The 26988-nt window shown below is 54.6% G+C and carries 20 protein-coding genes, 1 tRNA gene and 1 pseudogene; 12 read left to right on the top strand and 10 right to left on the bottom strand.

What is annotated here, in order from left to right; all coding sequences use genetic code 11:
* The first annotated feature begins 166 nt into the window (after positions 1 to 166).
* Entirely contained in the window at positions 167 to 2539 is a 2373-nt protein-coding gene (locus LD28_RS0100885) for a YgiQ family radical SAM protein (RefSeq protein ID WP_033135154.1), read from the top strand.
* Positions 2540 to 2613: 74 nt separating this feature from the next.
* Here the strand turns inward: LD28_RS0100885 and LD28_RS22785 are convergent, their stop codons facing one another.
* Positions 2614 to 2940: a hypothetical protein gene (locus LD28_RS22785; RefSeq protein ID WP_156120064.1), complete on the bottom strand. Its 327-nt coding sequence runs from the start codon at positions 2938 to 2940 to the stop codon at positions 2614 to 2616.
* Positions 2941 to 3304: 364 nt separating this feature from the next.
* Between LD28_RS22785 and LD28_RS23995 the strand changes: the two are divergent.
* A pseudogene (locus tag LD28_RS23995) lies at positions 3305 to 3498 on the top strand (hypothetical protein); the annotation flags it as partial.
* Positions 3499 to 3973: 475 nt separating this feature from the next.
* Here LD28_RS23995 and LD28_RS0100890 read toward each other — a convergent pair.
* The 3 genes from LD28_RS0100890 to LD28_RS0100900 all read right to left on the bottom strand — a co-directional run bounded on the left by LD28_RS0100890 (position 3974) and on the right by LD28_RS0100900 (position 5944).
* Positions 3974 to 4192, bottom strand: a complete 219-nt coding sequence (locus LD28_RS0100890) for a DUF7661 family protein (RefSeq protein WP_033135155.1) — start codon at positions 4190 to 4192, stop codon at positions 3974 to 3976.
* 121 nt (positions 4193 to 4313) lie between these two features.
* The gene (locus LD28_RS0100895) at positions 4314 to 4862 is read right to left on the bottom strand and encodes a hypothetical protein (RefSeq protein WP_241462246.1); all 549 of its coding nucleotides are present in this window, start codon (positions 4860 to 4862) and stop codon (positions 4314 to 4316) included.
* A 473-nt stretch (positions 4863 to 5335) separates the two neighbouring features.
* Entirely contained in the window at positions 5336 to 5944 is a 609-nt protein-coding gene (locus tag LD28_RS0100900) for a short chain dehydrogenase (RefSeq protein WP_033135157.1), read from the bottom strand.
* A gap of 105 nt (positions 5945 to 6049) precedes the next feature.
* Here LD28_RS0100900 and LD28_RS0100905 point away from each other — a divergent pair, with 105 nt between their 5' ends.
* Positions 6050 to 6931 carry a LysR family transcriptional regulator gene (locus tag LD28_RS0100905; protein ID WP_033135158.1) on the top strand — a complete coding sequence of 294 codons (882 nt, stop codon included), beginning with the start codon at positions 6050 to 6052 and terminating at the stop codon, positions 6929 to 6931.
* Positions 6932 to 7059: 128 nt separating this feature from the next.
* Positions 7060 to 7974: a Gfo/Idh/MocA family protein gene (locus LD28_RS0100910; RefSeq protein WP_033135159.1), complete on the top strand. Its 915-nt coding sequence runs from the start codon at positions 7060 to 7062 to the stop codon at positions 7972 to 7974.
* 96 nt (positions 7975 to 8070) lie between these two features.
* Here LD28_RS0100910 and LD28_RS0100915 read toward each other — a convergent pair whose 3' ends face one another.
* From LD28_RS0100915 to LD28_RS0100925, 3 genes are all read right to left on the bottom strand, one after another.
* A complete protein-coding gene (locus LD28_RS0100915) occupies positions 8071 to 8421 on the bottom strand; it encodes a TusE/DsrC/DsvC family sulfur relay protein (protein WP_005347582.1) in 351 nt (116 codons plus the stop codon).
* 23 nt (positions 8422 to 8444) lie between these two features.
* Positions 8445 to 10610, bottom strand: coding sequence for a YccS family putative transporter (gene yccS / locus LD28_RS0100920; protein ID WP_033135222.1), 2166 nt, complete (start codon positions 10608 to 10610; stop codon positions 8445 to 8447).
* A 164-nt stretch (positions 10611 to 10774) separates the two neighbouring features.
* On the bottom strand, positions 10775 to 11431 hold the full coding sequence (locus LD28_RS0100925) for a Bax inhibitor-1/YccA family protein (RefSeq protein ID WP_033135160.1): 657 nt from the start codon (positions 11429 to 11431) through the stop codon (positions 10775 to 10777).
* A gap of 209 nt (positions 11432 to 11640) precedes the next feature.
* On the opposite strand from LD28_RS0100925, the gene LD28_RS0100930 reads away from it, so the two are divergent.
* A tRNA-Ser gene (locus tag LD28_RS0100930) sits at positions 11641 to 11728 on the top strand.
* 123 nt (positions 11729 to 11851) lie between these two features.
* Here LD28_RS0100930 and LD28_RS0100935 read toward each other — a convergent pair.
* The 3 genes from LD28_RS0100935 to LD28_RS0100945 all read right to left on the bottom strand — a co-directional run bounded on the left by LD28_RS0100935 (position 11852) and on the right by LD28_RS0100945 (position 16510).
* On the bottom strand, positions 11852 to 12319 hold the full coding sequence (locus LD28_RS0100935) for a serine protease chaperone (protein WP_033135161.1): 468 nt from the start codon (positions 12317 to 12319) through the stop codon (positions 11852 to 11854).
* An 18-nt stretch (positions 12320 to 12337) separates the two neighbouring features.
* A complete protein-coding gene (asp, locus tag LD28_RS0100940) occupies positions 12338 to 14233 on the bottom strand; it encodes a serine protease Asp (protein WP_033135162.1) in 1896 nt (631 codons plus the stop codon).
* Between the two features lie 765 nt (positions 14234 to 14998).
* Positions 14999 to 16510 (bottom strand): CoA-acylating methylmalonate-semialdehyde dehydrogenase, encoded by a 1512-nt coding sequence (locus tag LD28_RS0100945; protein ID WP_033135163.1) that lies wholly within the window; start codon positions 16508 to 16510, stop codon positions 14999 to 15001.
* 377 nt (positions 16511 to 16887) lie between these two features.
* On the opposite strand from LD28_RS0100945, the gene LD28_RS0100950 reads away from it, so the two are divergent.
* From LD28_RS0100950 to LD28_RS0100980, 7 genes are all read left to right on the top strand, one after another.
* The gene (locus tag LD28_RS0100950; protein WP_033135164.1) at positions 16888 to 17742 is read left to right on the top strand and encodes a MurR/RpiR family transcriptional regulator; all 855 of its coding nucleotides are present in this window, start codon (positions 16888 to 16890) and stop codon (positions 17740 to 17742) included.
* Between the two features lie 148 nt (positions 17743 to 17890).
* Positions 17891 to 19825: a 3D-(3,5/4)-trihydroxycyclohexane-1,2-dione acylhydrolase (decyclizing) gene (gene iolD, locus LD28_RS0100955; protein ID WP_033135165.1), complete on the top strand. Its 1935-nt coding sequence runs from the start codon at positions 17891 to 17893 to the stop codon at positions 19823 to 19825.
* Positions 19826 to 20224: 399 nt separating this feature from the next.
* Positions 20225 to 21211: an inositol 2-dehydrogenase gene (gene iolG, locus LD28_RS0100960; protein WP_033135166.1), complete on the top strand. Its 987-nt coding sequence runs from the start codon at positions 20225 to 20227 to the stop codon at positions 21209 to 21211.
* A 117-nt stretch (positions 21212 to 21328) separates the two neighbouring features.
* Positions 21329 to 23026 (top strand): solute:sodium symporter family transporter, encoded by a 1698-nt coding sequence (locus LD28_RS0100965; RefSeq protein ID WP_033135223.1) that lies wholly within the window; start codon positions 21329 to 21331, stop codon positions 23024 to 23026.
* A gap of 71 nt (positions 23027 to 23097) precedes the next feature.
* Positions 23098 to 24969: a DUF294 nucleotidyltransferase-like domain-containing protein gene (locus tag LD28_RS0100970; protein WP_206538731.1), complete on the top strand. Its 1872-nt coding sequence runs from the start codon at positions 23098 to 23100 to the stop codon at positions 24967 to 24969.
* Entirely contained in the window at positions 24966 to 25700 is a 735-nt protein-coding gene (locus tag LD28_RS0100975) for a 3'-5' exonuclease (RefSeq protein ID WP_033135167.1), read from the top strand. The genes LD28_RS0100970 and LD28_RS0100975 overlap by 4 nt, the downstream gene beginning before the upstream one ends.
* A 141-nt stretch (positions 25701 to 25841) precedes the next feature.
* Positions 25842 to 26972, top strand: coding sequence for a Gfo/Idh/MocA family protein (locus tag LD28_RS0100980; RefSeq protein ID WP_033135168.1), 1131 nt, complete (start codon positions 25842 to 25844; stop codon positions 26970 to 26972).
* Positions 26973 to 26988 lie beyond the last annotated feature (16 nt).

Raw genomic sequence — 26988 nt, forward strand, 5'->3', positions numbered from 1 at the left:
CCAAGCGGGGCCAGTTGTCAGCCTTCATCATCACAAGGGCGCCTGCGGGCGCCCTTGCTATTACTGGCGCTGGCTTATTCCGCGGGATCTATAGGGACAAAAAGCCATCGCTCCCCTTGGCCGCAACCGGTATAATGCGCGACCCGAATTTTTCCAGGTGTTCAAAATGCAGCCGGTACCCAACCTTTTCTCCTATCCCCGCTATTGGGCCGAGTGCTACGGCACGGCGCCCTTCCTGCCCATGTCCCGCAAAGAGATGGACAAGCTGGGTTGGGACAGCTGCGATGTCATTCTGGTGACGGGTGATGCCTATGTGGATCACCCGAGCTTCGGCATGGCGGTGATTGGCCGCATGCTGGAATCCCAGGGCTTTCGGGTCGGCATCATCGCCCAGCCGGACTGGTCATCGAAGGATGACTTTATGCGCCTGGGCAAACCGAACCTCTTCTTCGGGGTCACCGCGGGCAACATGGACTCCATGATCAACCGCTACACCTCCGATAAAAAGCTGCGCCACGACGACGCCTACACCCCGGGGGATGTGGGCGGCAAGCGGCCGGATCGCGCCACCCTGGTCTATACCCAGCGCTGCAAAGAGGCGTTCAAAGAGGTGCCGGTGCTGATCGGTGGCATCGAGGCGTCGCTTCGCCGCATCGCCCACTATGACTACTGGTCCGAGACCATCCGCCGCTCCATCCTGCTCGATGCCAAGGCCGATATCCTGATTTACGGCAACGCCGAGCGGCCGCTTATCGAGGTGGCCCACCGCATCGCGGCGGGGGAGAGCATCGACACCATGCAGGACATTCGCGGCACCGCCGTGATCCGCAAGGAGCCGCTGCCGGGCTGGAAAGGGGTGGATTCAAGCAAGCTCGACCAGATTGGCCGCATCGATCCCATCATGAACCCCTATATGGAAGGGGCCCCATGCTCGGACGACGCCACCGAAGCGGCTCCGGCCGCCCAAGCCGCCCAGCCGGTGCTGGTGCAGCCGCCAAAGCCCAAGCCGTGGGAAAAAACCTATGTGAAGCTGCCAGCGTTCGAGCGGGTGAAAGAGGACAAGGTGCTCTACGCCCACGCCTCGCGCATTCTGCACCACGAAACCAACCCCGGCTGCGCCCGCGCCCTGTCGCAGGCCCACGGCGATCGCATCATCTGGGTCAACCCGCCTGCCTTCCCGCTGGAAACCGACGAGATGGATGGCGTATTCGGCCTGCCCTACCAGCGGGTGCCGCACCCGGCCTATGGCAACGAGAAGATCCCGGCGTTCGAGATGATCAAGACCTCGGTCAACATCATGCGCGGCTGCTTTGGCGGCTGCTCCTTCTGCTCCATCACCGAGCACGAAGGGCGCATCATCCAGAGCCGCTCGGAAGAGTCGATCCTCAAAGAAATCGAAGATATCCGCGACAAGGTGCCGGGCTTTACCGGCGTCATCTCGGATCTCGGCGGCCCCACCGCCAACATGTACCGCTTACGCTGCAAGAGCCCCAAGGCCGAGCAGACCTGCCGTCGCGCCTCCTGTGTCTGGCCCACCATCTGCCCGCACATGGACACCGACCACAGCCCGACCATCAACCTCTATCGCAAGGCGCGCGACCTCAAGGGGATCAAGAAGATCCTCATCGCCTCCGGCGTGCGTTACGACATCGCGGTAGAAGATCCGCGCTATATCAAGGAGCTGGCCAAGTATCACGTCGGCGGCTACCTCAAGATTGCGCCGGAACACACCGAGGAGGGCCCGCTCTCCAAGATGATGAAGCCGGGCATGGGCAGCTACTACCAGTTCAAGGAGCTGTTCGACAAATACTCGAAAGAGGCGGGCAAGCAGCAGTACCTGATCCCCTACTTCATCTCCGCCCACCCGGGCACCACCGATGAAGACATGGTGAATATGGCGCTGTGGGTGAAAGAGAACCGCTTCAAGCTCGATCAGGTGCAGAACTTCTACCCGTCGCCGCTCGCCAACGCCACCACCATGTATTACACGGAGAAAAACCCGCTCAACAAGGTGAGCCGCACCGGTGGCGATGTGTTCGTGGTCAAGGGTGAGCGCCGTCGCCGCCTGCACAAGGCGCTGCTGCGCTACCATGACCCAGCCGGTTGGCCGATGATCCGCGAAGCCCTGCTTGCCATGGGCAAGGGCCACCTGATTGGCAACGGCCCCGGCTGTCTGGTACCGCCAGAGGGTAGAAACGAGCGTGCCGCCAGCGGCAAGGGCATGAAACCGGCCCTGACTCGCCATAGCAACATCAGTCACCAGCGTGGCAATGGTGGTAATGGCACAGGTAACAAGGCAACGGGCGGCAAGCCGGTGGGTTCCCAGCTGCAGAAAGGGGCGGGTAATGGCAAGCCCGTTTCGCAAGGTACAGGTCAGGGCGCAGGTCAGAGTGCAGGTAAGAGTAAACCGACCGGTAAACCCGCCCACAAGGGTAAAACCCCGACCCGTGCTGGCTCCTCCAAGCCGGGTGCCAAACCCGCTGCTCAGGGCAGCAAGCCTGCGGCCAAAGGGAATGGTGCCAAGCGACCGGCTCGGTGAGTTTGCTGATTGGAAAGCGATAGAAAATAAAAAGGCGACCGGATGGTCGCCTCTTTATTTCTGTTGACGATAGTTTATTTACAGACGATTTCTCGGGTTAATACATTGTAGGGCATGCTTATGTCTACGCCTTTGTAGTATGCAGGAGAGGTGTATGTATCCATCTTGTTATCATCAATGTATTTAAATCCAGAGTGCCCGCATAATGATGCTGCTTTTTCATCGACTTTATCTATCATCGATTTTGTGGAGGCAAATATATTTCCTGAAGTTTCTACTTGATAATGACCTGGACTAAGTTCTACAGAGCGAGCTGGAAACATTTGAGCACAGCCAAAGGTAAATATTGCCGGTAGTAAAAACAAGTGTTTTCTCGTAACTAATTTAGCTACATAATTCATATTAACTATCCTCTTTGGTTTATTAATGAGGAATCTGGTACACCCACCTTTCTGTTTGAAGCGTAATGTCATCAAATCTCACGCTACCACCCGTGGATTACAGCTTCCAATATGCACCTTGCCCCGCGCTGGCAGTAATCCAACGCAGCTCCATAGGTTCTGGATGGCCATTGTAATTCAAACGGAGCTGCTTCAGTGAGCGTGAATGGAGGTTATCATCAGAAATTTATCATTTTTCTGCACCAAATCACTCTGTCGATCGATTACGAATGGTTGTTCCATCTGATGACGAGACGACTCTGTGCTGGCAGGGATGAGCGGTCTCAAAAGAAAATAGATCAGGGATTCCCACCGTTTTGATGACAAGCCGCTGGGCTCCGAGCTCAAGCTGGGTAAAGGGAACGGCAAGCCCGCCGCGCAAGTGCAGGTAAGGTCAAACCGACTGGCAAGCCCGCCCATAAGGGCAAGGTGCCGACCCGCGCCGGTTCTGCCAAACCCGCGGCTCAGAGCAGCAAGCCTGCGGCCAAAGGAAATGGTGCCAAGCGACCAGCACGGTAATATTTCTTGATTGGAAGGAGAAATCAGGGACACCCACCATTTTGAGCAATGGGTAATGCTACCGCCCGTGGATTACAGCTTCCAATATGCTCCCTTGACCCGCGCTGGCAGTAGTCCATCGCAGAGCAACGGGTTCTGAATGGCCATGATAAGCCAAATGAAACTGTCTACGCGAGACTTAAAGTGATGTAACTATCAGAAACGTCTCGTTTTTTTACCCCTATCAAACTCTTCTTGCTCTGCGACCTTGCTGCCAACCGGACGGTGATCGGGCGTTGGTTGCTGGCCATCTTGCGGCCATGGCCGGGTGCTGGAACCCCTCAGAGTGTTTTACTGGTGCAACGCATAACTGAATGTCTGTTGCGCAGCTGGAACAATCAAGGGGCGGTGAGGGCAGGGCAACAGGGGCGGGGAGGGGAAAGCCGCCCCGCCGATCTGAACCATGGCATGGCCTACAAGGCAGCAAGCGGGCGAGTTATTCGATACGCACCACATCGGGATGGGCGGCGCTGGCGGCTTCGTGATAGATATCGTCAAGCCAGCGCGGGATCTCATCCTCGGTCAGAAAGTCGGGAATAATCACATCGCGGATGCGCGAGTATTTGCGCTCGGGCAGGCTGACGTTAAACAGCAGCCACTGCTCACCCTCCCGTTTTACGCCGACCAGTCGGCCAAAGACGCTGAATATCATCATGGCAATACTCCTGAATGCTCCTGCTCCTGCTCCTGCTTGTGCTGTGTCTGCGCGGCTGTGCCTGTTGTGTGCGGCTACCTTGCCGCGCTCGGTTATCCCCTTGGCCGCCTGAGTGCCTTCTTCAATACCACGCTAATATGGCATCGAACATACGGGTATGGGTCACTTGCAGGTTTGCCGCCTTGGCAGACATGGCAGCGCTATAGAGCTGGACGCCGCGTTCGTCATGACACTGCACCAGATAGCTTTTATGGCGACAGGCTCCATAGAGGGAGAGGCTTTTTCTCGTACAGTGGCCGAGAAACAGCGCGCCACCAAGGCCGATCATCAGGCCGGATATATCCAGCAGATTGGTATCCAGCAGATTGATATCCATCAGATTGACGGCGGGCAGGGCAAATTGTGCCTCGGCTTGCAGGGCGAGTTCATAAAGCGACCCGGCAAACGTGGTGCCGCAGAGCAGCAGTTTGAGGCGGGCGAGGGTGGTGAGTTTTGTCTGCATCAGTTGTGGCGAGACAAAATAGAGGTTCTCCAGATGTCGTCTCTGCTCCGTTACGATGTTCCCGCGCACATTGACATCCACTTCGACCAGGGTCGATTCGCGATAGACCAGTCCCTCTTTTTCCCACACGGTCGCCAGCATAGCGACCAGCACGGGGTAGATAATCATGGCCAGACCGAGATAAATAGGAATGGCAGTGTATCCGAGGGATAGCAGCCCAATTGACAATATTGCGAATATATAGGGAGACAGGGCTGACACTGTAATTGATGATTTCATCGTTATATATCCATAAATAACGCGATTTATAAGCGTGGCAAGCGCACTGGCAATCATTGCCGCCGCCCATAAATGGCTGTTGCCAAATATGGTTGCATGGTTGCAGTGATGGCTTCAGACAGCAGCAATCAATCCCGGCGAATCGCCTGAAATAGACGATCCCCATGCTTTGCCATAGAGATAAGAGCGCCATAGTAAGCCAAACGAGGCCGCTGTGACTGTGACCCGCGTTTGAAATGAAATCACAATCTGTCGCCGCTCCGGCGCCCGCCATATAAAAAGCCCCGAGAGCAGGCGCTTTCGGGGAAGAGGAAAATCATCGACAAGGTATTACAAAGGCAGTGGGTCAGACCTGAAAAAGATCAGGCATCGACATAGAGCACCTGGCCGCTAATAAAGCCATCGACGGAGCGCTCAAACGCTTTGCCGACCAGGGCGCCCGGCACCGGCTGGAAGCCCGGCATCATCTCGCCATATACGTCCCACGCCTCTTCCAGTACGGTCGGGTTGACCACATTGATGCGGATGCCGCGGGGCAGCTCGTGGGCCACGCACTGGACAAAGGTATCGATGGCGCCGCTGGTGGTGGCATCGGCAATCGCCAGCGGGATCGGCTTGATATTGAGGATGCCGGAGATCAGGGTGAAGGAGCCCCCCTGATTGATGTAGTTGAGGCCGACATTGACCAGATTGATCTGTCCCATCAACTTGCTCTGGATGGTGGTTTGCCACTGTTCGTCGCTCATCTCGCCAAAGGGGGCGTATTCGCAATAGCCAGCGGTATTGACCACCGCATCGAAGGAACCGACGTTTTGGTAGAGCCGCTCGATAGACTCTCTGCTGGTGATATCCACCTGAAAATCACACCCCTTGCCGGAGCGGCTGGCGGTAATCACTTTGTGCTTGCCCAGACCGCTGAGGGCGGCTTGCCCCATTTTTCCCTGAGCACCAATCAGAATGACAGTTTTCATCGTTAACCTCGCTTTGCTGGAAGAGCTGCAAGGTTAGAGAGCCACTGATACAATGTAAATCATGGGTGATTTGTATGTGATACAACTGAAATTGGTGAGGTGAGGGTGGAGAAGATCGATATCAGGCAGATGCGGGTGCTGGTGCTGCTGGTCAGATACAAGAGTGTGTCGCGGGTGGCCGAGCTGCTGGAGATCTCCCAGCAGGGGGTGAGCAGCCATCTGAAAAAGCTGCGCGATCTCTTTCCCGCCGAGCTGTTTATCCGCCAGAGCGCCGGGTTGCAGCCGACCGATTACGCCTGCGAGCTGGCTGACAAGTTCGAGCAGATCCTGGCCGATATCGACGGGGTCTTTGTGGCTGCCCCCTTCAATCCTGCCAGCAGCGAGCGCACCTTCAAGGTGATGGCCAACGAGTATGCCCAGCTTGCCATTATTCCAAGGCTGGCGAGTGCCCTGCGACGTCAGGCGCCCTCCATCCGGCTCGATGCGGTGGATTTTCAGGCCGAGCTGCATCTTGATGCGCTGGCCAGCGGCGAGACGGATCTGGTGATTGGCTTTGATGCCTATATCGACCCGGGGTTGCTGCGCGCCACCCTGCGCCGGGACCACTACTGCTGCGTGCTGCGCCAGGACTCCCGATATCTTCCGGACAGCGCCCAGCCGCAGGATATGGCGGCCATCCCCTTTGTGCAGTTCGCCAACAGCGTCGGCAATTTTGAAGGGCAGATGAGCCCGCAGCAGGTTGCCCGCTCGGCGGTGGCGACGCTCCCCTGTTACACCTCGCTGCAAGCCTTTATGTCGGTCAATGACGTGGCGGCCTGCATTCCGTCGGCCATCGCCGCCCTCGGGGATTTTCGCACCGTAGCGATGGCCGGGGCGCCGCAGCAGTTCGAGGTGGTGGTCGGCAGACACCGGAAAAGCCAGGGAAATCTGGCCATCGAGTGGCTGGCCGAGGTGATTAAGTCGGTCAGCGCCCTTACGCCCAGATAAAGTCGCCGCTTGCAGAGAAAGGCTGCCGCCAGCCTGCGCGGTAACGGCAGGCTGGATCTGCGGGGGAAATCCTGCGATGGTGCGGGCAGTTATCCGCTTATCCCGTTATCGAGTGAAAAGGAGTTGAGATGCGCATTGCCATGATTGGTCTGGGGGATATCGCCCAGAAAGCCTATCTGCCGCTGCTGACGAGCAATGAGCGGGTAACGCCGCTGCTCTGCACCCGGAGTCCATCGGTGTTGGAGAAGCTGGCCCGCCAGTATCGGGTCGCCGAGAGCTTTACCGATGTGGCAGCCCTGCTGGCAAGTCGCCCCGATGCCGTGATGATCCACGCTGCCACCGCGGTGCATCGCGAGCTGGCCGAGCAGTGCCTGCGCGCAGGGATCCCCACTTTTGTCGACAAGCCGCTGTGCGACACACTGGCCGAGGCCGAGGAGCTTGCCAACCTCGCCATGGCGCAGGATTGTGCGCTGTTTGTCGGCTTCAACCGCCGCTATCTGCCCGCCATGGATGCCGCCCGTGCCCAGCCGCTCACCGAACTCAACTGGCAGAAGCATCGCTTCGCCCTGCCGGGGCAGGCGCGGGATTTTCTGTTCGACGACTTTATTCACGTGCTCGATAGCCTCTGCTTCTATGGCGGCGCGCCACAGGGGGATTTTCAGGCGGTGCTGCGGCCAAGTGCCCAGGGCAAGCGCTTGCTGGCCGGGGTGAGCGTCAGCTGGCAGAGCGGGGATCGCGCCATCAGCGGCAGCATGAACCGCAGCGCCGGGATCACCGAGGAGCGCATCGATGCCTACGGCGACAATCTCTCCCTGCACCTTGAGAACTGCACCCGCGGCATCATCGCCCGCGACAAGCAGGTGCAGACGCTCGCCCCCAACGACTGGCAGCCGGTGCTGGCCCAGCGCGGCTTTGCTGCCATGCTGGAGCACTGGTATCAGCAGATTGAGATCGGCAAGGCTGATAGCGAGCTGATCGCCTCCTACCTGCACGGTCACCGGCTGGCGGAGCAGTTGGTGGCGCTGGCTGACAAGCGGGAATAAGGCTGGCTGGAAGCCTGAGATATATGAATGGGAGGTGCGCGAAGGTAGCGCACCAAACACAACGGGGGCCGCAGTTGCGGCCCCCGTTTTACGGGATCAGATACATTTCACCGGCTTGGGCAGGCCGCCAATCTTGGTCGCCTGCTTGGCGGGCCCTTCCGGGAACAGCTTGTAGAGGTAGCGGCTGTTGCCCTTCTCGGGGCCGTACTGTTTCTCCATCGCCTTGACCAGCGCGCGGATGGCGGGGGAGGTGTTGAACTCCAGATAGAAGGCGCGCACAAAGCGCACCACTTCCCAGTGCGGCTCCTCCAGCTCGATCCCCTCCTGCGCAGCCAGCACCAGCGCCAGCTCCTCGCTCCAGTCGTTGCTGTTGAGCAGGTAGCCCTTGGCATCGGTCTCGATGAGTTGGCCGTTGAATTCCAGCTGATGTTTTTCGGACGCAGACATGGGGCTCCTCGCTAATGGGGCTATCAGGATTGGGCGGGCATGGTAGCGCCTTGATCCCCGGTGAGCAACCGGCTCTCGTTGGCCAGATGCAGCAACTGATCCGCCAGCTCGCTGATGAGGTTGAGCTGCTGGGTCAGCATCAGCTGCTCCTCGCTGCTCTCCTGGTCATCATCGGGGGTGATCAGCAGGTTCTTGCTGCCGAGGGAGCTGGAGGGGTTGCCCGCCAGATGACCGGCGGCCTGCTCCAGGGTGTGGCAGATATGGTGGCGCAGCTCATCCAGCCCGTTCACCGCCTCCAGCTTGTCGCGATGGGCTCCCAGCGCCGAGATGTAGGAGAGCAGGGCGTGGTTGCGCCAGGTGAGGGTAAAGCAGAGATCGAGGAAGCGGCGACGCTTTTGCGGCTCCACCAGCATGCTCTGCCAGGCGGTGGCCAGCTCGCTGTCGGCCAGATGGGCGCTCTTGCGCGCCACCCGATAGTCGATGGACTCATCCCGCTGCTGGGTGAGGCTGCCCAGTACCGCCGAGAGGTAGCGGGCGTTGGCTGACAGGGAGTTGGCGATCAGGGTCGGCAGCCGCTTGTACTGCCAGTCCGGCCAGAGCCAGGCCACCAGTCCGTAGGAGATGAGGCAGCCGAGCAGGGTATCGAGCAGCCGCGGCCCCAGAATGGCAAAGCCGATGCCATCGAGCAGGTTGAACGCCATCAGCACATAGAGGGTGATAAAGCAGACCGCGGCGCTGTAGTTGTTGCGCACCTGGGTGAAGAAGAGGAAGCCAGCCAGCCCCATCACCACCAGCTGGACGTGCAGCTCGGGGAAGAGCCAGAGCACCGGAATGCCGACCAGTATCCCGACAAAGGTGCCGAGCATCCGCTGTACCAGTCGGCGGCGGGTGGCGCTGTAGCTGGGTTGGCAGACAAACAGCACGGTCAGCAAAATCCAGTAACCCTTTTCCAGATCAAAGGCTTGCAGTATGCCGTAGCCAATCACCAGTCCGAGTGATAAGCGCAGCGCATGGCGAAACACCATGGAGTGCAAGGTGAGGTGCTGCTTGAGCTGGGTCAGCAGCGGCAAGCGGGGTGGGCGGGCCAGCGCGGGCAGGTTTTGCGGCGCCTGCTCGGGGTTTTGCAGCCCCTCGGCGCTACCCAGCAGCTGGTTGATGCTGGCCAGATTGCGGCGCAGGAACTTCATCGGCGTCAGCAGGGTTTTCGGGTAGTGCTGCTTGAGGTGGGTGAACTCCAGCTGATCGCCGAGGGCCTCCAGCGTCCAGTGGATGCGCTTGTTATGGGCGTAGGGCTTGTGCACCAGAATGGCGTAACCGAGCCGCTGGCACGCCTCGGAGAGCTGCAGGAACACCTCCTGAAATCCTTCCAGCACGATGCCCTGCTTGAGCTCCGCTTCCAGTCGGCTGTAGGGGTAGTGGCTGGAGGTGGCGCGCTCGTGAATTTCCAGCGCCAGCAGGTAGAGACGCAGCAGACTGGCAAGCTCGGGGCTGGCCGGATGGCGGCGGCTCAGACGGGCGTTGAGGGCCGACTTGGTGAGGGTCAGCGCGCTCACCAGATTGATATTGAGCTGGGCCAGATTGTGGCGAATGGCCTGGGCGCCGTGCTCGTCCGCCGGGAAGAAGCGGGACTTTTCCAGCAGGTAGCGACCAAGGGCGAAGTAGCTCTGGGCCAGCTGCTCGTGCAGGGTTTTGTAGGGCAGCAGCCAGAGCCAGATGAAAGAGACCAGCCCGTACCAGAGGGCGCCAGCCCCGAGCGCCAGCGGTTGGTAGAAGAGATCCGGCGCCTTGGCGGCTCCCAGCATGGTGTAGATGGCGATCAGCAGCGAGCCGAAGCTGATGGTGGCGTAGCGGGCACCGAGTGCCCCTACCATCACGAAGATAAAGGTGGAGCTGGCCAGCCCGATGGCAAATAACCAGGGGGTGGGGTAGAGATACTGCACGCACAGGGACGCAAACATGAAGCAGATGAGCGTCATGGCGAGGTTTTTGAGCCGCCCCCACAGGCTGTCGTCGGTCTCGGCGATGGCGCCCGCCACCACCCCGAGGGAGAGCAGTACGGTGAGCTGGATATTGCCGGTGACCAGGGTGAAGGCGAGCAGACCGAGAATGGCCAGCAGCACCTTGAGTGCGAAGTAGATGTGACTATCGGTCAGCAGTCGGCGCAGCAGGCCAGAGAGATCCATCGGCATGAGACAGGTGAAACCCTTGATCGAAACGAGAGCGAGATAGTAACCCGCCAAGCGCGAAGTGGCCCTGATCCAAATCAGGGCCACTTCGCTTCATATCCTTGATTTACAACTTATCGTGACAAAAAACAGCGCCAATAAAAACCCCGCCGAAGCGGGGTTTCTGATTAGTTGCGGTTGCCGCCAAGCAGGCTCAGCAAGCTCAGGAAGATGTTGTAGATGGAGACATACAGGGTGACGGTGGCAGAGATGTAGTTGGTCTCGCCGCCGCGCACGATCTGCTGGGTAGTCAGCAGGATGGCACCGGAGGAGAACAGCATGAACATGGCGGACAGAGCCAGGCTCAGGGCGCTCATCTGCAGGAAGATGTTGGCCACCATGGCCACCAGCAGTACCCAGAAACCGACGAACAGCATGCCGCCGATGAAGGAGAGGTCACGCTTGGTGGTCAGGGCATAAGCCGACAGACCGAAGAAGGTGAGCGCGGTGCCGCCAAGGGCGGTCATCACGATCTCGCCACCACCATTGTTCATATACATGTTGATGATGGGGCCCAGGCTATAGCCCAGCAGACCGGTCAGGGCGAAGGTGAAGACCAGCCCCATGCCGTTATTCTGATTTTTCTGAGTCAGGAACATCAGACCGTAGACGCCGATCAGGAACACGGCCCAGTGCAGCGGCGGCATGTTCATCACGGTAGCGACCCCTGCCACCACGGCAGAGAAGCCCAGAGTGAGGGAGAGCAGCATATAGGTGTTACGCAGCACCTTGTTGGTGTCGCGTACGGCACTTTGGGTGCCAGTGTAGATAGAACGGGTATCCATCTTTGGTGTCCTCTTGAGGTCCGGGTGAGACGGCGAGCGGCCGCCTCGTGATCGCTGTTTGTTACTGCATGTAATAGGCATTGTATGTAGAACAAATAGGGATGACGAGGAACAATTTCAAGCCACCTGCCATTTTGCTCCCGCACACTATCCCACAGGAAATATGTATTGCATATGAACGGGCCATTGACGTAGTATGCACGCCGTTCGGAGGGGTGGCAGAGCGGCTGAATGCACCGGTCTTGAAAACCGGCGATGGGCGACCATCCGTGGGTTCAAATCCCACCTCCTCCGCCATATTAAGAGAAAGCCCAAGCGATTCAATCGCTTGGGCTTTTTCGTATCTGCGTATCACCAGGCTGGCCATCTGAGGTTGGCTTGTTTGGCCTCACCCATGACGACAGTGATATCGATAATATCTCACTTGGGCTGCATCAGGTCGCCAGTCAGCTCGATCTCTACAATTATCCCTTGCTGCTTGAGCTGCTGAGCGATGGCGTTGAGATCGGTGCCCGGCTTGGCCTCCAGCAAGGCAATACCGCCACTGCTCTGGTTGAAGCGCAAGCCATGGCTAGTTGCCAGAGCGTGGGCCTTGGCATCGTCAGCCTTTACCAGCAGGGTGCCGCTAACAGTCAGTTCGGGGCTGGCGGCCCCCTCTAGCAGCACATCGCCGCGGTGCAGGGGCTGCGCCGGGATGTTGCCATCCACACTGTCCCCGCTTCGAGCGACCCGATTCTGGCGGCCATTGTCGGGTGTGAGGTAAGTCTTGCCGTTCACCTCGATCGTCTTGTACTGCTCGCCATCCATGGTCACGGACTCTGCGGCGCACAGTGCTCCGGAGAGAGGGAGCAACAGGGTTGCCAGCAGCAAGGTAACAGGTTTTTTCATGGTAATACTCCTAGCTTGTTAGTTGCCGTTTTCGTCGTGACCCAGGACCCGTAAAGACCAATTGAGCAATTTTCCCGGTTTACGGTTGTTAAACTCAACCAGATTGAGGAGAGGTAGAGCGGAGGTTTTAACAAACCGCCCTACCTGATGTGCCGAGTTAGATACATCAGTGACTTCCAATCTCCACTCTCCCTGAGCCTGCTCTCCGTAAAACTTGTTGCTGAGCAAACGCATGTCGTTCAACCCTTTGGTGTTTGTAAAGCCCAGCGTTTTCATATCAAGTGATTGCCCGATCAGACTGTTGAAGGGGTTGAGCAGTATGCTGCGGGTACCAGAGGGGGAGACCAGTTCAATCAGCAGATCGGATAGTCGCTGGTGCTCCAGATTAACCATGACTTGCACCGCTTCCACCTGCAAAGGGGCTGCAATATTCGTGGTCGAGCTGGTTGGTTGGGCGCCCACATCGGGTATCTCTGCTTCCTCTTCGTGGACGTAGGTCTTCTGCCATGGCAATTGTACCAGCGGGGGCAGTGGAATATGGTTTGCTGCCATCTTGAGTGCTTTATTGACATCGATCAGACCAAAACCGTAGGTAGGGCTAAACCACATGCCAGCAGCGTTGCGCTCCCATCCCTCCAGCCCTTTGACTTGCCGCTCTCTGCCGCTGTTGGTGGTATAGCTGACCATCACTGGCTGCTGATCGGCATCGATCCGGGTAGCGCTGCGAGCCAGCAGATCGCGCAGATCCCGTACTGACAGGTCCGGGTAGGCGGACATCAGCAGGGCCATGGCCCCCGAGGTGTTGGGGGTGGCGGCGGAGGTGCCGTTCATCCTACCGTTGTAGTTGCACTCTTTATCCAGCTTGTCATTTTGATGTAACCGATTAGGGCTTGGCCACAAAACACTGTTGTAGCCCATATCGCAACCAGGCAGATCCGTCGTGACTATAGCGGGGGAGTCGGTACCGTATTCACCACCCGGGGCGCTGATAAACACATTGCTGCCGACACTGGAGTAGGAGGAGCGCTTGCCGTCTGCATTGATGGCACTGACCACCAGATTCCAGAAGTTGGTATTGGATGAGTCTAAGTTACTATTTTCAAATGGCAGTGTGGGCTTAGGGTCATTACGGTAGTAAGTATATCCCCTCACTTTTATTTGTCTGAAGCCGTTTCCGGCTGCCTTGATATAGGCTGCCTTCCCCTGGAGGGTGTTTCGCTCTAACAACTCTTCGCGTTGTAGCATATGCATCGCATTTGAGTCGTTGGGCGAAGGGGCCAAGTTGATGGATGTTGGATATAAAAGGCTAAGACCATAGCTTTGGTTGAAGATACGGTTATCATGGCTGGGATATTTATCAACACCATGGGATTTAAGAAAAGTATCTTGCGTCTGTACCGCAAGGTAGTTGTAACCTTGTAGTCTTGCCTTTGGCGCAATGCCCAAGGTGCCTATCCCATTATCGGCGGAAGCAATGATACCACCGACAGAAGTGCCGTGCGCATCCTTCCAATAGGTTGGGGTGGGATCGTTGGAGCCGTCCACAAAGTTATATGAGCCCTCGCGAATATTTTCCTTAAGATTTGGGTGGTGGATAGCCAGCCCATCATCCACTACCGCCACATTGATACCCTGGCCCAGTATGCCGGTACGATGGGCCCACCAGAGGTTGAGGTCGTTGCCTGACTTACCACCGCGTTTGCTGAAGGCATCCTGACCGGTGTTGAGGAGGTGCCACTGCTGATCCTGCAGGGGATTATCGCCCGGCAGGCAGCGTTCGCTGCTGTTGCGGCCGATATCGATATCACTTTCTCTACCCGTGAGTGGCTGGCAATTTGGATCTGCCTGAACGAATGCGCTGGGCAGCGTCGACAGCAGTGCTGTGATTGCCAGTGCTAACGATGTTTGCTTCATTATTTTTCAACTCCATATGAATCGCACCTTCCTGGGTGCGGATGAAATCTATACAGAGAAAAAGTGGGATTCAAAATGGGCTTTTTTTGATGTTTTGAGACACTTCAAAGAAATAAAATCTCATTTGTGGTAGGTATTTCAATGAAGCGGGAAATGTGATTAATTGAAAAGGTCGCGTGACTTTTGTTATTGATCTTTTTGTTTTTATAATGAGGTTTTTTATCGTCCGTGTTGTATTGAACGATAAGCGATGGCTGCAAATAAAAAGCAAAAAAAATTAAGTGGCGAGCCATTACAATAACAAAATAATCAATTAATTTTTGAGGAAGATACCCGGCTCGGCATTTCTGATTATCAGGTGAGGCAGCGGTTTTTATATTGATTTTATATTTTAATAGTGATTTTTGTTATATCTGACAGACGTGGTTTCCAGAATTAGTCATCAAGACAACACTGCCCCAGCCTTGGGTTGCAGTCGTACTTGGGATTTTCTTACAGGTAGACCAAGGGTGTTCAGTTTGTTTATCTCGCTCACATACAGGTATTGTGGACAGTGAGTGATGAGGTGACGCGCCTTGCCCATGAATGATGACGTGAAGGGGGGAGCAGAGAACCGTCACCTCAGCAAACCACATCGATTTGGGCAACAACGCCGCGGTTTGGTTGCTGGGTTGCCTGAAAGCAGCCAGAGAAAAGTGAGATCATCTGGGCGATGCTCATTCAAGAGAGGGGCGAACTGCCCCTCTCTTTTTGTGGGATTGTTCGTTATCCCATCGTCGGCATGGTAAAGCTGCCTGTGTGCTGTTCGAGTCGTACGCTTGTGGGCCAGCGGCTCGTGATGGTCTTCATTCGGGTGTAAAACCGCACCCCATCGTTACCATGTACATTCAAGGGTCCAAAGATGGATCGTTTCCAGCCACCGAAGCTATGGAATGCCATTGGCACAGGGATGGGCACATTGATTCCGACCATGCCTGCCTGGACTTCTTCGCTAAACTGGCGAGCAGTATCGCCATCACGGGTAAAGATGGCCGTACCATTACCATATTGGTGGCGATTGATTAATGTGACAGCTGTGCGGTAGTCAGGCGCGCGGACTATGCACAAAACAGGGCCGAAAATCTCTTCCTGATAGATGCTCATCTCAGGGGTGACCCTGTCAAACAGGGTTGGGCCAACGAAGAAGCCCTGTTTGTGAGTGGGGACGGTAAAGCGGCGGCCATCAATGCAAAGCGTGGCCCCCTGTTCGACCCCCTGGTCAATATACTCAATGATCTTGGCTCTATGCTGGGCAGAAATCACCGGACCCATATCATTCTCCCGGCCTTCGGTGATCCCTGGCCCGACTCGCATCTGAGCGATGCGATTTTTGAGTCCGGAAACCAGGTTATCAGCCACTTCATCGCCCACTGCGACGGCAACAGACAGCGCCATGCAGCGTTCACCGGCTGCACCGTAGGCCGCGCCCATGATGGCTGAAAGTGTCTGTTCCATATCTGCATCCGGCATCACTATGCAGTGATTTTTGGCTCCTCCCAGCGCCTGGCAGCGTTTCCCATGTGCGGATGCAACTGAATATATGTATTCGGCAATGGGAGTAGAGCCCACAAAGCTCACCGCCTGGACTCGTTCGTCGGTCAGCAGTACATCCACGGCCTCTTTGTCACCATTGACAACGTTAAATACTCCATCCGGCAGCCCTGCCTCCTGAAGCAACTGTGCTAATCGTAACGCCAATGAGGGATTCTTCTCCGAAGGCTTGAGTACGAAGGTGTTACCGGTAGCCAAGGCGATTGGGAACATCCACATGGGTACCATGGCCGGAAAGTTGAATGGGGTAATCCCGGTGCATACACCGAGGGGTTGCATCAGAGAGTGGCTGTCGACACCGGTGCCGACGTTGGCGGAGTGTTCACCTTTTTGCAGATGAGGAATGCCACAGGCAAACTCCACCACTTCTAGACCACGGGTCAGTTCACCCTGAGCATCAGAGAATACCTTGCCATGCTCTTCGCTGATAAGGCGGGCTAACTCATCTCGTTTGGTTTCCAGCAATGCTTTGAACTGAAACAGGATTCTGGCTCGACGTAGTGGAGGTGTTTGCGACCAGGCAGGGAAGGCAGTGTGGGCAACGGCAATGGCCTGGCGAACTTCATCGGCCGAGCTCAGAAATACCTGGCGTATCGGTTCGCCCAGCGCTGGATTGAAAATGGGGGCAATACGCTTGCTGAGGCTGGCGGTGATGGCGCCACCGATGTAATTCTGTACGATGTCCATTCGATCTCTCTCTTGGCTGATGGTCACGGGAATTAAATGAAATATAAATTTCACGTTTATACTATTTGAAATTAATGGTCCTTTTTGTGATCCATCCAACATTGTTGAGACCCATCTCTGCAGATGAGAGGTTGGTTCCACTTTACCCCCTGTCTCCCCTCAACAGTTACGAAATGGTTTACAGTTTTTCACGATATGAAAGAATGGTTGTTCCATTACTGCTGACAGGGAGTGCGATGCTGTGGCAGATAATAAAGCCGGGCTTTTTGAGTGTGTTTTCTGATTAATCCATTTCAATTTATTTGATATCGATGTGGAAATTTTGACAGGCCGGTTGGCGGCTCGGTACATATGGTTGCAACAGGTTGGAGAGCATAATGACAGTGGCGAAGAATCTAGCTGAATTACAAGATCAGATCCGGTCCCGTTATGGTGAGCTGAGCAAACGCTTACAGCAGGTAGCCAAGTATCTGATAGATAATAAAAATATAGTGGCCATGCAAACCGTAGCGGTGATCGCCAAGGAGGCTGGTGTTCCCCCTTCAACCTTGATCCGGTTTGCCAGTAACTTTGGATTCAACGGTTTCAATGAAATGAAACAAATCTTTCGTCTTGATCTGGTCAAAGAGACAGCGAGCTATACGGAGCGTGCCCGTCTGTTTCGTGAGATGGACGGGGGGGCTGAGGTGGAGCAACCTCACCATATTTTGCAAGAGTTTGTGCGAGCAAATACTCAGTCCATGCAGCAGTTGGTACTTCATACGCCGGACGTTGAACTGAGTCAGGCCATTTCCCTGTTGCAAGAGGCTGACACTATTTATGTGATTGGTTCACGTCGCTCTTTTAGTGCTGCAGTTTACCTTCGTTATGCACTTGGTCATTTGGAGCGTCGCACCGTGTTGCTCGATGGTCTGGGGGGCATGCTGGCTGAGGAGTCTGCTTTGATGAATAGCCGGGATGTGGTGATCTCTATCAGTTTTACGCCATATGCGGATGAAACACTGATGGTGAGTGAGAAAGCCGCTCAGGTTGGTGCCAGTCAAATCGTGATTACAGATAGCCAAATAAGCCCCCTCGCTTCCCTGAGCGATGTCTGCTTTGTGGTAAAAGAGGCCCAGGTGGGGGCATTCCGTTCCCAGGCTGCGACGTTATGTTTGCTGCAGTCGCTGGCTGTGGGGCTTGCTTTCAAGAAGAGTGAAGAGGTCGCCGGGCAAGGTACCATCGTTTCGTAAAGTGGATCACAAAAATTGTATTTGTTTCATTTTTGTCTTTAAGTGGAAGATTTGTTCTATAGAGTAACGCTATTGCCCGTGTCGATTCTTCGCAGAGAGGATACTTGGCCCATGGTGGGGACACGGAGACCGATAGCAGGGAGTCTCTATGCAGCGGATCAGAATGACGATGGCCCAGGCGCTGGTGAAGTTTCTTGATCAGCAGTTTGTGGAAATTGATGGGGCCCAACACAAGTTTATACATGGCATCTTTACCATCTTTGGTCATGGGAATGTGCTGGGATTGGGTCAGGCGCTGGAGCAAGGTGCGGGGGGATTGAAAGTTTATCAGGGGTGTAATGAGCAGGGGATGGCTCATATCGCTCTCGGGTTTACCAAGCAGCACAAACGCAAGCGGATCTGTGCTGTTACCTCTTCTGTGGGGCCGGGGGCTGCCAATATGGTGACTGCGGCTGCTACTGCCACGGCTAATCGCCTGCCTTTACTGTTATTGCCTGGAGATCTGTTTGCCAGCCGCCAGCCTGATCCCGTGTTGCAACAGGTGGAGCAGTACCATGATGCCAGCCTGAGCACTAATGATTGTTTTCGCCCGGTATCTCGTTATTGGGACAGGATATCTCGACCGGAACAGTTGATGAGTGCCCTGATAAATGCCATGCGGGTACTCACAGATCCTGCTGATACCGGGGCGGTCACTCTCTGTCTACCGCAAGATGTGCAAGGCGAAGCCTATGATTATCCAGCTGCTTTCTTTGCCAGACGTGTACACCGCATTGAACGTCGGCCTCCCAGTGACGCTATGCTGGCCGACGCCTTATCTCTTGTATTGGCCAAGCGTAAACCGTTATTGGTATGTGGAGGCGGGGTACGTTATAGCGAGGCTCATGGCGCGTTACGTGACTTTGTCGAGCGCTTCAATATTCCATTTGCCGAGACCCAGGCGGGTAAGGGGGCGATTGAGGCGGAGCACCCTCTCAATGTTGGGGGACTTGGCACTACCGGCTGTCTGGCGGCTAATCGCCTGGCTGCCGAGGCTGATTTGATCATTGGGGTGGGTACCCGTTTCACCGACTTCACAACCGCATCCAAGTCATTATTTAGCCATCCTGAGGTACAATTCTTGACCATCAATGTCACCAGCTTTGATGCCCACAAGCTGGATGCCGTGCCTGTGGTTGCCGATGCTCGGGTGGCTTTGGAGGGGCTGGGCGAGCTGCTCGCGGCACGCGATTATCGCAGTAATTATAAAGATGAGATTATTTCCGCTCGTACCGAGTGGGAAAGCGAGTGGCAGCGGTTAGCCAATGTGCAGGTTGACCAGCATTTTGTGCCAGAAGTTGCTGGGCAACTTGATAATTTACTGCCGGAGTATATGGATAGTCTGGCGACCCGATTGACTCAAACCCGGGTGTTGGGATTGCTGGACAAGTGGCTTGAGCCTGATGCCATTGTCGTGGGAGCTGCGGGTTCTCTGCCTGGTGATCTGCAGCGTATGTGGCGGCCACGGCATCCAGATACCTATCACCTCGAGTATGGTTACTCCTGCATGGGTTATGAGATTGCGGCCGCCATCGGGGCCCGTATCGCGTCACCAGCCCAGCCAGTCTATGCGTTTGTCGGTGACGGTTCCTACCTGATGCTGCACACAGAACTGCAAACGGCCGTACAAGAGGGGCTGAAGATTGTTGTCTTGTTGTTCGACAATGCCGGATTTGGTTGCATTAATAACCTGCAAATGGGGCAAGGGATGGGCAGTTTTGGTACCGAAAACCGATATCGAAATCCGGATAGCGGGGTTTTAAATGGTCCTTTGGTACGAGTTGATTTTGCCAAGAATGCAGAGAGTTACGGTTGTACCAGCTATCGGGTGCACGACGAGGTGGAGTTGGAGGCTGCATTGGGGGCTGCTGCCCGTGACAAGGGACCGGTACTGATCGATATCAAGGTGCTGCCAAAAACCATGACTCATGGTTATGAAGCCTGGTGGCATACCGGCACAGCCCAGATTGCAGACAAGCCCGAAATCGAGGCTGCAGCAGCTGCGATTCGTGACATGTTGGTGACTCGCGCCCGTCAATACTGATGTTGTTTTGGCTTAATCCAAAGGTCCTGTATATGGGAGGCAATTGCCTCCCTTTTTTATGTGTTTCATCAAAGCTAGAAATGGAATATGTAAATATGGCCGGATTTAACATGTAATAAAACACAATTATTTGTTTTTAAAGTGAAAAATTAATTTTCGCCACGAGCGTCTGGTTGTTGTGTGATTGTAAAGTGTTAACCCGCGCTCAAAAACGAAAAGTCCAATTGCCATTAAGTTGAAATAAAAATTTCACATGGTATGTTCATCTAATCCAGACCGTAGTGCCAAGAAAAAGTGGTTCGACACTAGGTCAGCCTGGACTCGCAGGCGCAGCCGGCATCTCGGCAGGACGCCTACAACCTACAACACTGTGCAGATAAACAGTATCAAGGAGTTGGTATGTTTAATATCGCGTTATTTGGTGCCGGTCGGATTGGTCAGGTTCATGCGGTCAACATCGCTGAGCATAAGGAAACTCGTCTTTATTCTGTGATCGACCCTCATCAGGAGGGGGCTTTGACTTTGGCCGCCAAGTACGGTGCCAAGGTACAAAGTTGTGAAGAGGCAATGGCTGATCCCCAGATCCATGGGGTGTTGATTGCGTCAGCCACTGATACCCATGCCGATCTTATTGAACAGGCGGCTCGCGCTGGGAAAACCATTTTTTGTGAGAAACCGGTTCATCTGGATTTGGCTCGCGTCCGTGATTGCCTCGCGACTGTAGCGGCTTGCAAGGTACCGTTATTTGTTGGTTTTAACCGCCGCTATGATCCCCAGTTCCGCCGAGTGAGAGAGCTGCTGGCGGCCGGTATGATAGGCAAGGCCGAATCCTTGGTGATCACCTCACGAGACCCCTCACCACCTCCTGCCAATTACGTCAAAGTGTCTGGTGGTATGTTCCGTGATATGACCATCCATGATTTCGATATGGCTCGCTTCATCATTGGAGAGGACCCTGTATCTATCTATGCCCAGGGAAGTAACCTGGTTGATCCTGCTATTGGTGACGCTGGCGATATAGATACCGCCTTTGTGGTGATGAAGTTCCCATCCGGGGCTATGGCTACCATTGTCAACAGTCGCCGCTCAGGTTATGGCTACGATCAGCGCTTGGAGTTACACGGATCCAAGGGATTGCTGACGGCCAAAAATATCCATGAAAACGCAGTCGAGTTATGGAGTGAAGAAGGGTGTGTTGCTGCCAAGCCGGAACATTTCTTCCTGCAACGCTATGCAGCCGCCTATATTGCTGAATGGCAGCACTTTGTTGACGTTCTGGCAGGGCGAGCTACTCCAGAATGCAGTGGTAATGATGGCGCTCAAGCTCTCTATCTAGCCGATATGGCTCTGGAATCCCTCCGCAGCGGTCGTGAAGTCAAGCTGTGACCCCGTGAGAAAATCATAACAAGGCCTTGCGCCAATCCTCACATTTCTTCGCCCCACATTACGCTGCCTCTCACATGAGGCAGCGAATTGGATATTGAAGACACGGAGAACGCACACATGTTAGCCTTTACCTCTTTTATCGGCTTCACCCTGCTGGTGGCCGCTATTGCCTACTACAAAACTCATAATGCACATTTGACCGAATCTGCGGAAGGATATTTCCTCGGTGGTCGGTCCATGACTGGTATGTATATCGGTGGTTCTATGCTACTGATGAACCTCTCGACAGAACATCTGGTTGGTTTGAATGGATTATCATTTCGGACCGGGTTTATCGTGATGGCTTGGGAAGTAATGGCAGCCATGACAATAGTGTTGTTTGCATTGTTTTTTTTGCCAAAGTATCTAAAGCTTGGTATTTCAACAATTCCAGAGTTTTTGGAGCGGCGTTTTGACAAGCAGACCCTAACTATTACCTCTATTCTATTTCTCGGTATGTATGTTATTTCGCTGCTCCCTATTGTGCTATATACAGGTGCGATAGCCTTGGAAAGTTTATTTCGTGTATCTGAAGTTTTCCAACTTGATAAGACGACAGCACTTTGGATCATGGTGTGGGGGGTCGGTGGCCTCGGCGCGATATATGCGGTGTTTGGTGGGATCAAGGCCATAGCCGTAGCTGATACGGTCAATGGTGTCGGTCTTATTACCGGTGGATTGATGGTGACATTATTTGCCTTGGCCTATGTAGGGGATGGCAATATCTGGAGCGGGTTGGTTGAAGTATATGAGTTCAACCCGGGGAAATTTAACTCTATCGGAGCGGAGGATTCTCTAGTCCCATTTTCAACATTATTTACCGGTCTAATTATATCTAATATGTTTTTTTGGTGTACCAACCAATCGATTGTGCAAAAAGCGTTGGGGGCAAAAAATCTGGCTGAGGGGCAAAAGGGCGTATTGTTGTGTGCGTTTTTCAAACTGATGATCCCATCAATCATCATTCTTCCCGGTATTGTTGCTTTCCATATATTCCAGGGGCAGATTGATAATCCGGATCATGCATATCCTCGGTTGGTACAATTGGTATTGCCAGAAATGTTGGTTGGTTTCTTTGCCGCAGTGGTGGTAGGTGCGGTGTTCTCCACTTTCAGTGGTGGGCTCAATTCTTCTGTGACTCTATTCACTATCAATATTTATAAAAAGAGCCTGAAGCCTGATGCTACCGAAGCACAAACAGTTGCCGTCGGTAAATATCTTGGTCTTGGCTTGGCATTGGTGGCAATGATCGTTGCCCCATTGGTTGCTAATGCGCCAGATGGACTCTTCTATCTTATTCAACAACTGCAGGGGATCTTCAATGCGCCAATCCTGAGTGTGGTATTGGTGGGCCTGCTGACCAAGAGGGTTCCTGCTATTGCAGCCAAGCTGGGGTTATTGTTCGGGATGTCAGCTTATATCTTGTTCAATTTTGTTATCAAGGTAGATATCCACTTCTTCCACCTGCTGGGGATCCTGTTTGTGCTCAACGTGGTGTTCATGTTGTTGGTCGGCCATTTTTATCCGCAACGGGCTTATGAGGAGGTGTATACCGAACAAGTGGATATTCAGCCTTGGAGTTTGGTCAAGCCGGTTGCGGTGCTCATCGTGCTTGGTTCCATTTCAATGTATGTATTCCTTGCGCAAAGCGTACCTGCATGGCTGATGGGCCTTTACTATCTAGTGGCATTTGTCTCCTTGGGCTATATCTTCTGGGCCATAGGTCGTGAACTTTTTGGTGCTTCTCGTACTTTGGTGGTGGAAGCTGAGGATTGAGTTGTTCGTTTTACAGACGCCCCCTTCATTAGGGGGCGTCCCTGTTTGTGATATCTGGAGATAGTATTCCCATGTCGTTGGACCAATCCCTGTTGCCAAATATTTGCCATTTTCTTTCCTCCACAGATCCGTTCGATCTTTTGCGAGAGTCCGAGTTGAAATTGTTGGCCGGACAGATTGAGATCTCTTATTGGTCTGCGGGGGAGGTATTGCCGGGCGAACGCATCGTAGGGAAGGGGCTGTTTGTTGTGCGCACTGGCGCACTTGAACAACGCTATCCAGATCAGAGTTTGCGTGCCCGTTTGGGGAGTGGTGATCTGTTCGGATTCAGCCAGCTCGAACGGGAGGGTGATTGCGACTATCAGGTCATAGCGATTGAGCCTGCTCTGATCTACGGTATTCCGAAGTCGATGCTCTATGAGGTAATGGAGCAGAATTACTCACTCAAAGAGCATTTTGCCGAGGCTGAACACCGGCGTTTGGCCTCTGGACAACAGCGTGATCGCCCCTCTGATGAGGTGCTTTTTTCTCTTCAGCCGGTTTCAGTTATGGTCAATCGTCAGATGGCAGTGGTATCGCCGGAAACGTCCATCCATGAGACCGCAAAGGTGATGGTTAGTGAACATAGATCCAGCGCGTTGATCATGGAAGGAGGCGCCTTGCTTGGTATTGTGACCGATAGGGACATGACCAAGCGGGTGATCGCTCAAGGGCTGCAATTTGATCAGCCAATCAGGTTGGTAATGAGTTGCAACCCATGCACGATTGACAGTAATGCCCCCCTGATACAGGCGATGGAGCTGATGATGCACCATAACGTGCGAAGCTTGCCCGTCATTGAGCAGGGGCGGATTTGCGGGGTGCTGACGGCAACCAGTCTGGTACAGCGCAACCAGGCCCAGGCGGTATTCCTGATCAGTCGTATCTATCGGCAGGAGTCAGTTGCCGGTTTACAAACACTTTGTGCACAGCGGCAAGCTTTATTTGAGGCACTTGTTGAGGGCGGGGTACAGGCTGGGCGAATAGCCCAAATCATGACCCTCATTGCGGATGCCATTACCCGTCGACTTTTGCAATTGGCGGAGCGGGAACTGGGGGGGCCACCATGCAGTTATGCCTGGATGGTGGCCGGTTCTCAAGCCCGTGGCGAGATGCACCCATTCTCTGATCAGGATAATGCGTTGGTATTGTCCCGTGAGGTTCAAGGAGAGGGCCGGGAGTATTTTCGCCGTTTGGGGGAGTGGGTTTGCCACGGCTTGGCGGAATGTGGCTACCAACTCTGCCCTGGTCAGATGATGGCATCCAACCCGGCCTGGTGTATCAGCCTGGATGCATGGTTGGCGCGTTATCGGATGTGGATTGCCAAGCCGGAGACCGACGCTCTGCTGCATGTCAGTGTCTTTCTGGACTTGCGATCTATCTATGGGGACTCCTCTTTAGTCAGCCGTTTGCAAGCAGGGTTGGGAAGGCTGATTGGGAGTCATCCACGTTTTTTGACCGTATTGGTGGCAAATTCTCTGCGGGTTAACCCGCCTCTTGGCCTGTTTCGCCAGTTTGTGCTGGCGAGGGATGGTGAGAATCGCAGTACCCTCAACATCAAGAAACAGGCGATTAATCTGGTGGTTGAGCTAGCCAGGATCTATGCCTTGGCAGCAGGTAGCAGTGCAAGTGAAACGGCTGCACGGCTTGCTGATGCGGTCGCTGGCGACATTATCAGTGAAGGCAGCCGTAAGGAGCTGCTGGAAGCTTTTGAATTTCTCAATCAGGTCCGTTTTCGACACCAGATCGACGCTATGCGGCAGGGAGCCGCACCCAGTAACGGCATTGCACCAACCAGCCTCAGCCAGTTTGAGCGCAATCATCTTAAAGATGCTTTTCGTATCATTGCACGCACGCAGGAAGCCGCAGGTCAGCGCTTTCATGCCGCAGGGATATTGCGATGATTGGTTCGTTGGCAAGGTGGCTCGATCCTCTTGCAGCCCTTGAGCGTCGGCGCTCAAAAGCACTGACGAGATTTGGTCATGAACCTCTGGTTCGGTCATTGCTGGTCCACTCTATCCCAATGGCCAACGCCAATCCTTGGCAGTTGCCAATGCTGGTTCTGGATATGGAGACCAGCGGATTGAATCCTGCACAGGATCGTATTCTCTCGATGGGGTGGATCCCCATTGTCGATGGAACATTACGTCTTGGTGAATCTTGCCACTACTATCTGGCCGCTGAAACTGTACGCGCCGAGAGTTCGGTGATCCATCATATCACTCCACAGGTTCTGCACGGTGGGCTCGATGAAAGGGATGCCCTCTCCAAGTTGCTGGAGGCGATCGCCGGACGATTATTGGTGGTCCATGGTGCTGCCATTGAACGACATTTCCTCGGTGCACTTTTGGCTCGCCATTGCGGTATTGATCATGAATTGCCACTGCTTTGGCTCGACACATTGGTTCTGGAGAGATCGCTGCTTCGCAACCGACATGTACAACGGGTGGATTACAGGCTCAGTGAAATCCGCAAGCGTCGCGGTTTGCCTCCTTATCTTGCTCATAATGCGCTAGCTGATGCCGTGGCTACCGGTGAGTTGCTATTGGTCCAGATGAAAGAAATTCTGGCGGGTCAGCCGCAGGCTCTGGGGCCACTCTATCGGCGAGTTCACCTCAATGGTATGAGGATATGAGCTGATAGAAACAAAAATTTCGCTCAGATCACAAAATGGACTTTTGATTTCATTTACTCTCTTCAATGAAATATACATTCCGTACCAGGCGTATATGAAATGAGACCCGGCTCTGTGCCGGCCAGAGCAGGAGAGGAGTTTATGACGCAGGTTCGCATCGGTCTGATAGGAACAGGTTATATCGGTAGGGCTCACGCAATTGCTTTTGCCCAGGCCCCCACTGTGTTCCCTCTCAAGGGTGAGTTGGTGTGTGAGATGGTGGCCGAGATTACTCCCGAGCTGGCAAAGCAGAGGGCACAGGAGTTTGGTTTTCGACGCTCAACCGGTGACTGGCGTGCCCTGGTCGCTGACCCTGCTATCGATGTAGTTGATATTTGCTCACCCAATCACCTGCACAAAGAGATGGCTCTGGCAGCCATTCGCCACGGCAAGCATGTCTATTCGGAAAAACCTCTTGCTCTGTGTGCCGCCGATGCCCGTGAGATGGTTGAAGCCGCCAAATTGGCCGGGGTCAAAACTCTGGTCGGTTTCAACTACATGAAAAATCCCACTGCGACGTTGGCTCGCGAGATCATTGAAAGCGGTGAGATTGGTGACGTTGTGCATTTCTACGGTACCCACAACGAAGACTATATGGCTGATCCGATGGCGCCTATCCATTGGCACTGTTTCAAGGAAACCGCTGGCTTGGGGGCGCTTGGTGATCTCGCCGCCCATATCGTCAACATGGCCCATTATCTGGTCGGTGATATAGAGCAGGTATGCGGGGATCTGCAGACGGTTATCACCCATAGGCCAGCGCGTGCTGGTGCAACTACCCTGGTGCCTGTCGAGAATGAGGACCAGGCCCATGCCATGGTGCGGTTTGCTACTGGTGCTCGTGGCCTTATCGAAACCTCTCGTATCGCGTGTGGCCGCAAGATGGGGCTCAGTTACGTGATTACCGGTACTAAAGGAACCCTTTCTTTCACTCAGGAGCGAATGGCCGAGCTCAAGCTCTATCGCCATGATGACCCTGTTGCTCGCCAAGGCTTCAAGACCATATTGGTGGGGCCTGCTCACACCGATTATGCCCCCTTCTGTGGTGGCGCCGGACATGGCATCGGGTTCAACGATCAAAAAACGGTGGAGGTGCGCGATCTGGTTGATGCCATCGCCACCAATGGTTCCCTTTGGCCGGATTTCGAGGAGGGATGGAAGGTTTCAAGGGTGCTGGATGCCATTGCTTTTTCCCATGCCCATGCTCGCTGGGTTGATGTCAGCGAATGCTAGGTGGCTCAGTCCCCGT

This window comes from Aeromonas finlandensis (assembly GCF_000764645.1).
GTDB lineage: Bacteria > Pseudomonadota > Gammaproteobacteria > Enterobacterales > Aeromonadaceae > Aeromonas > Aeromonas finlandensis.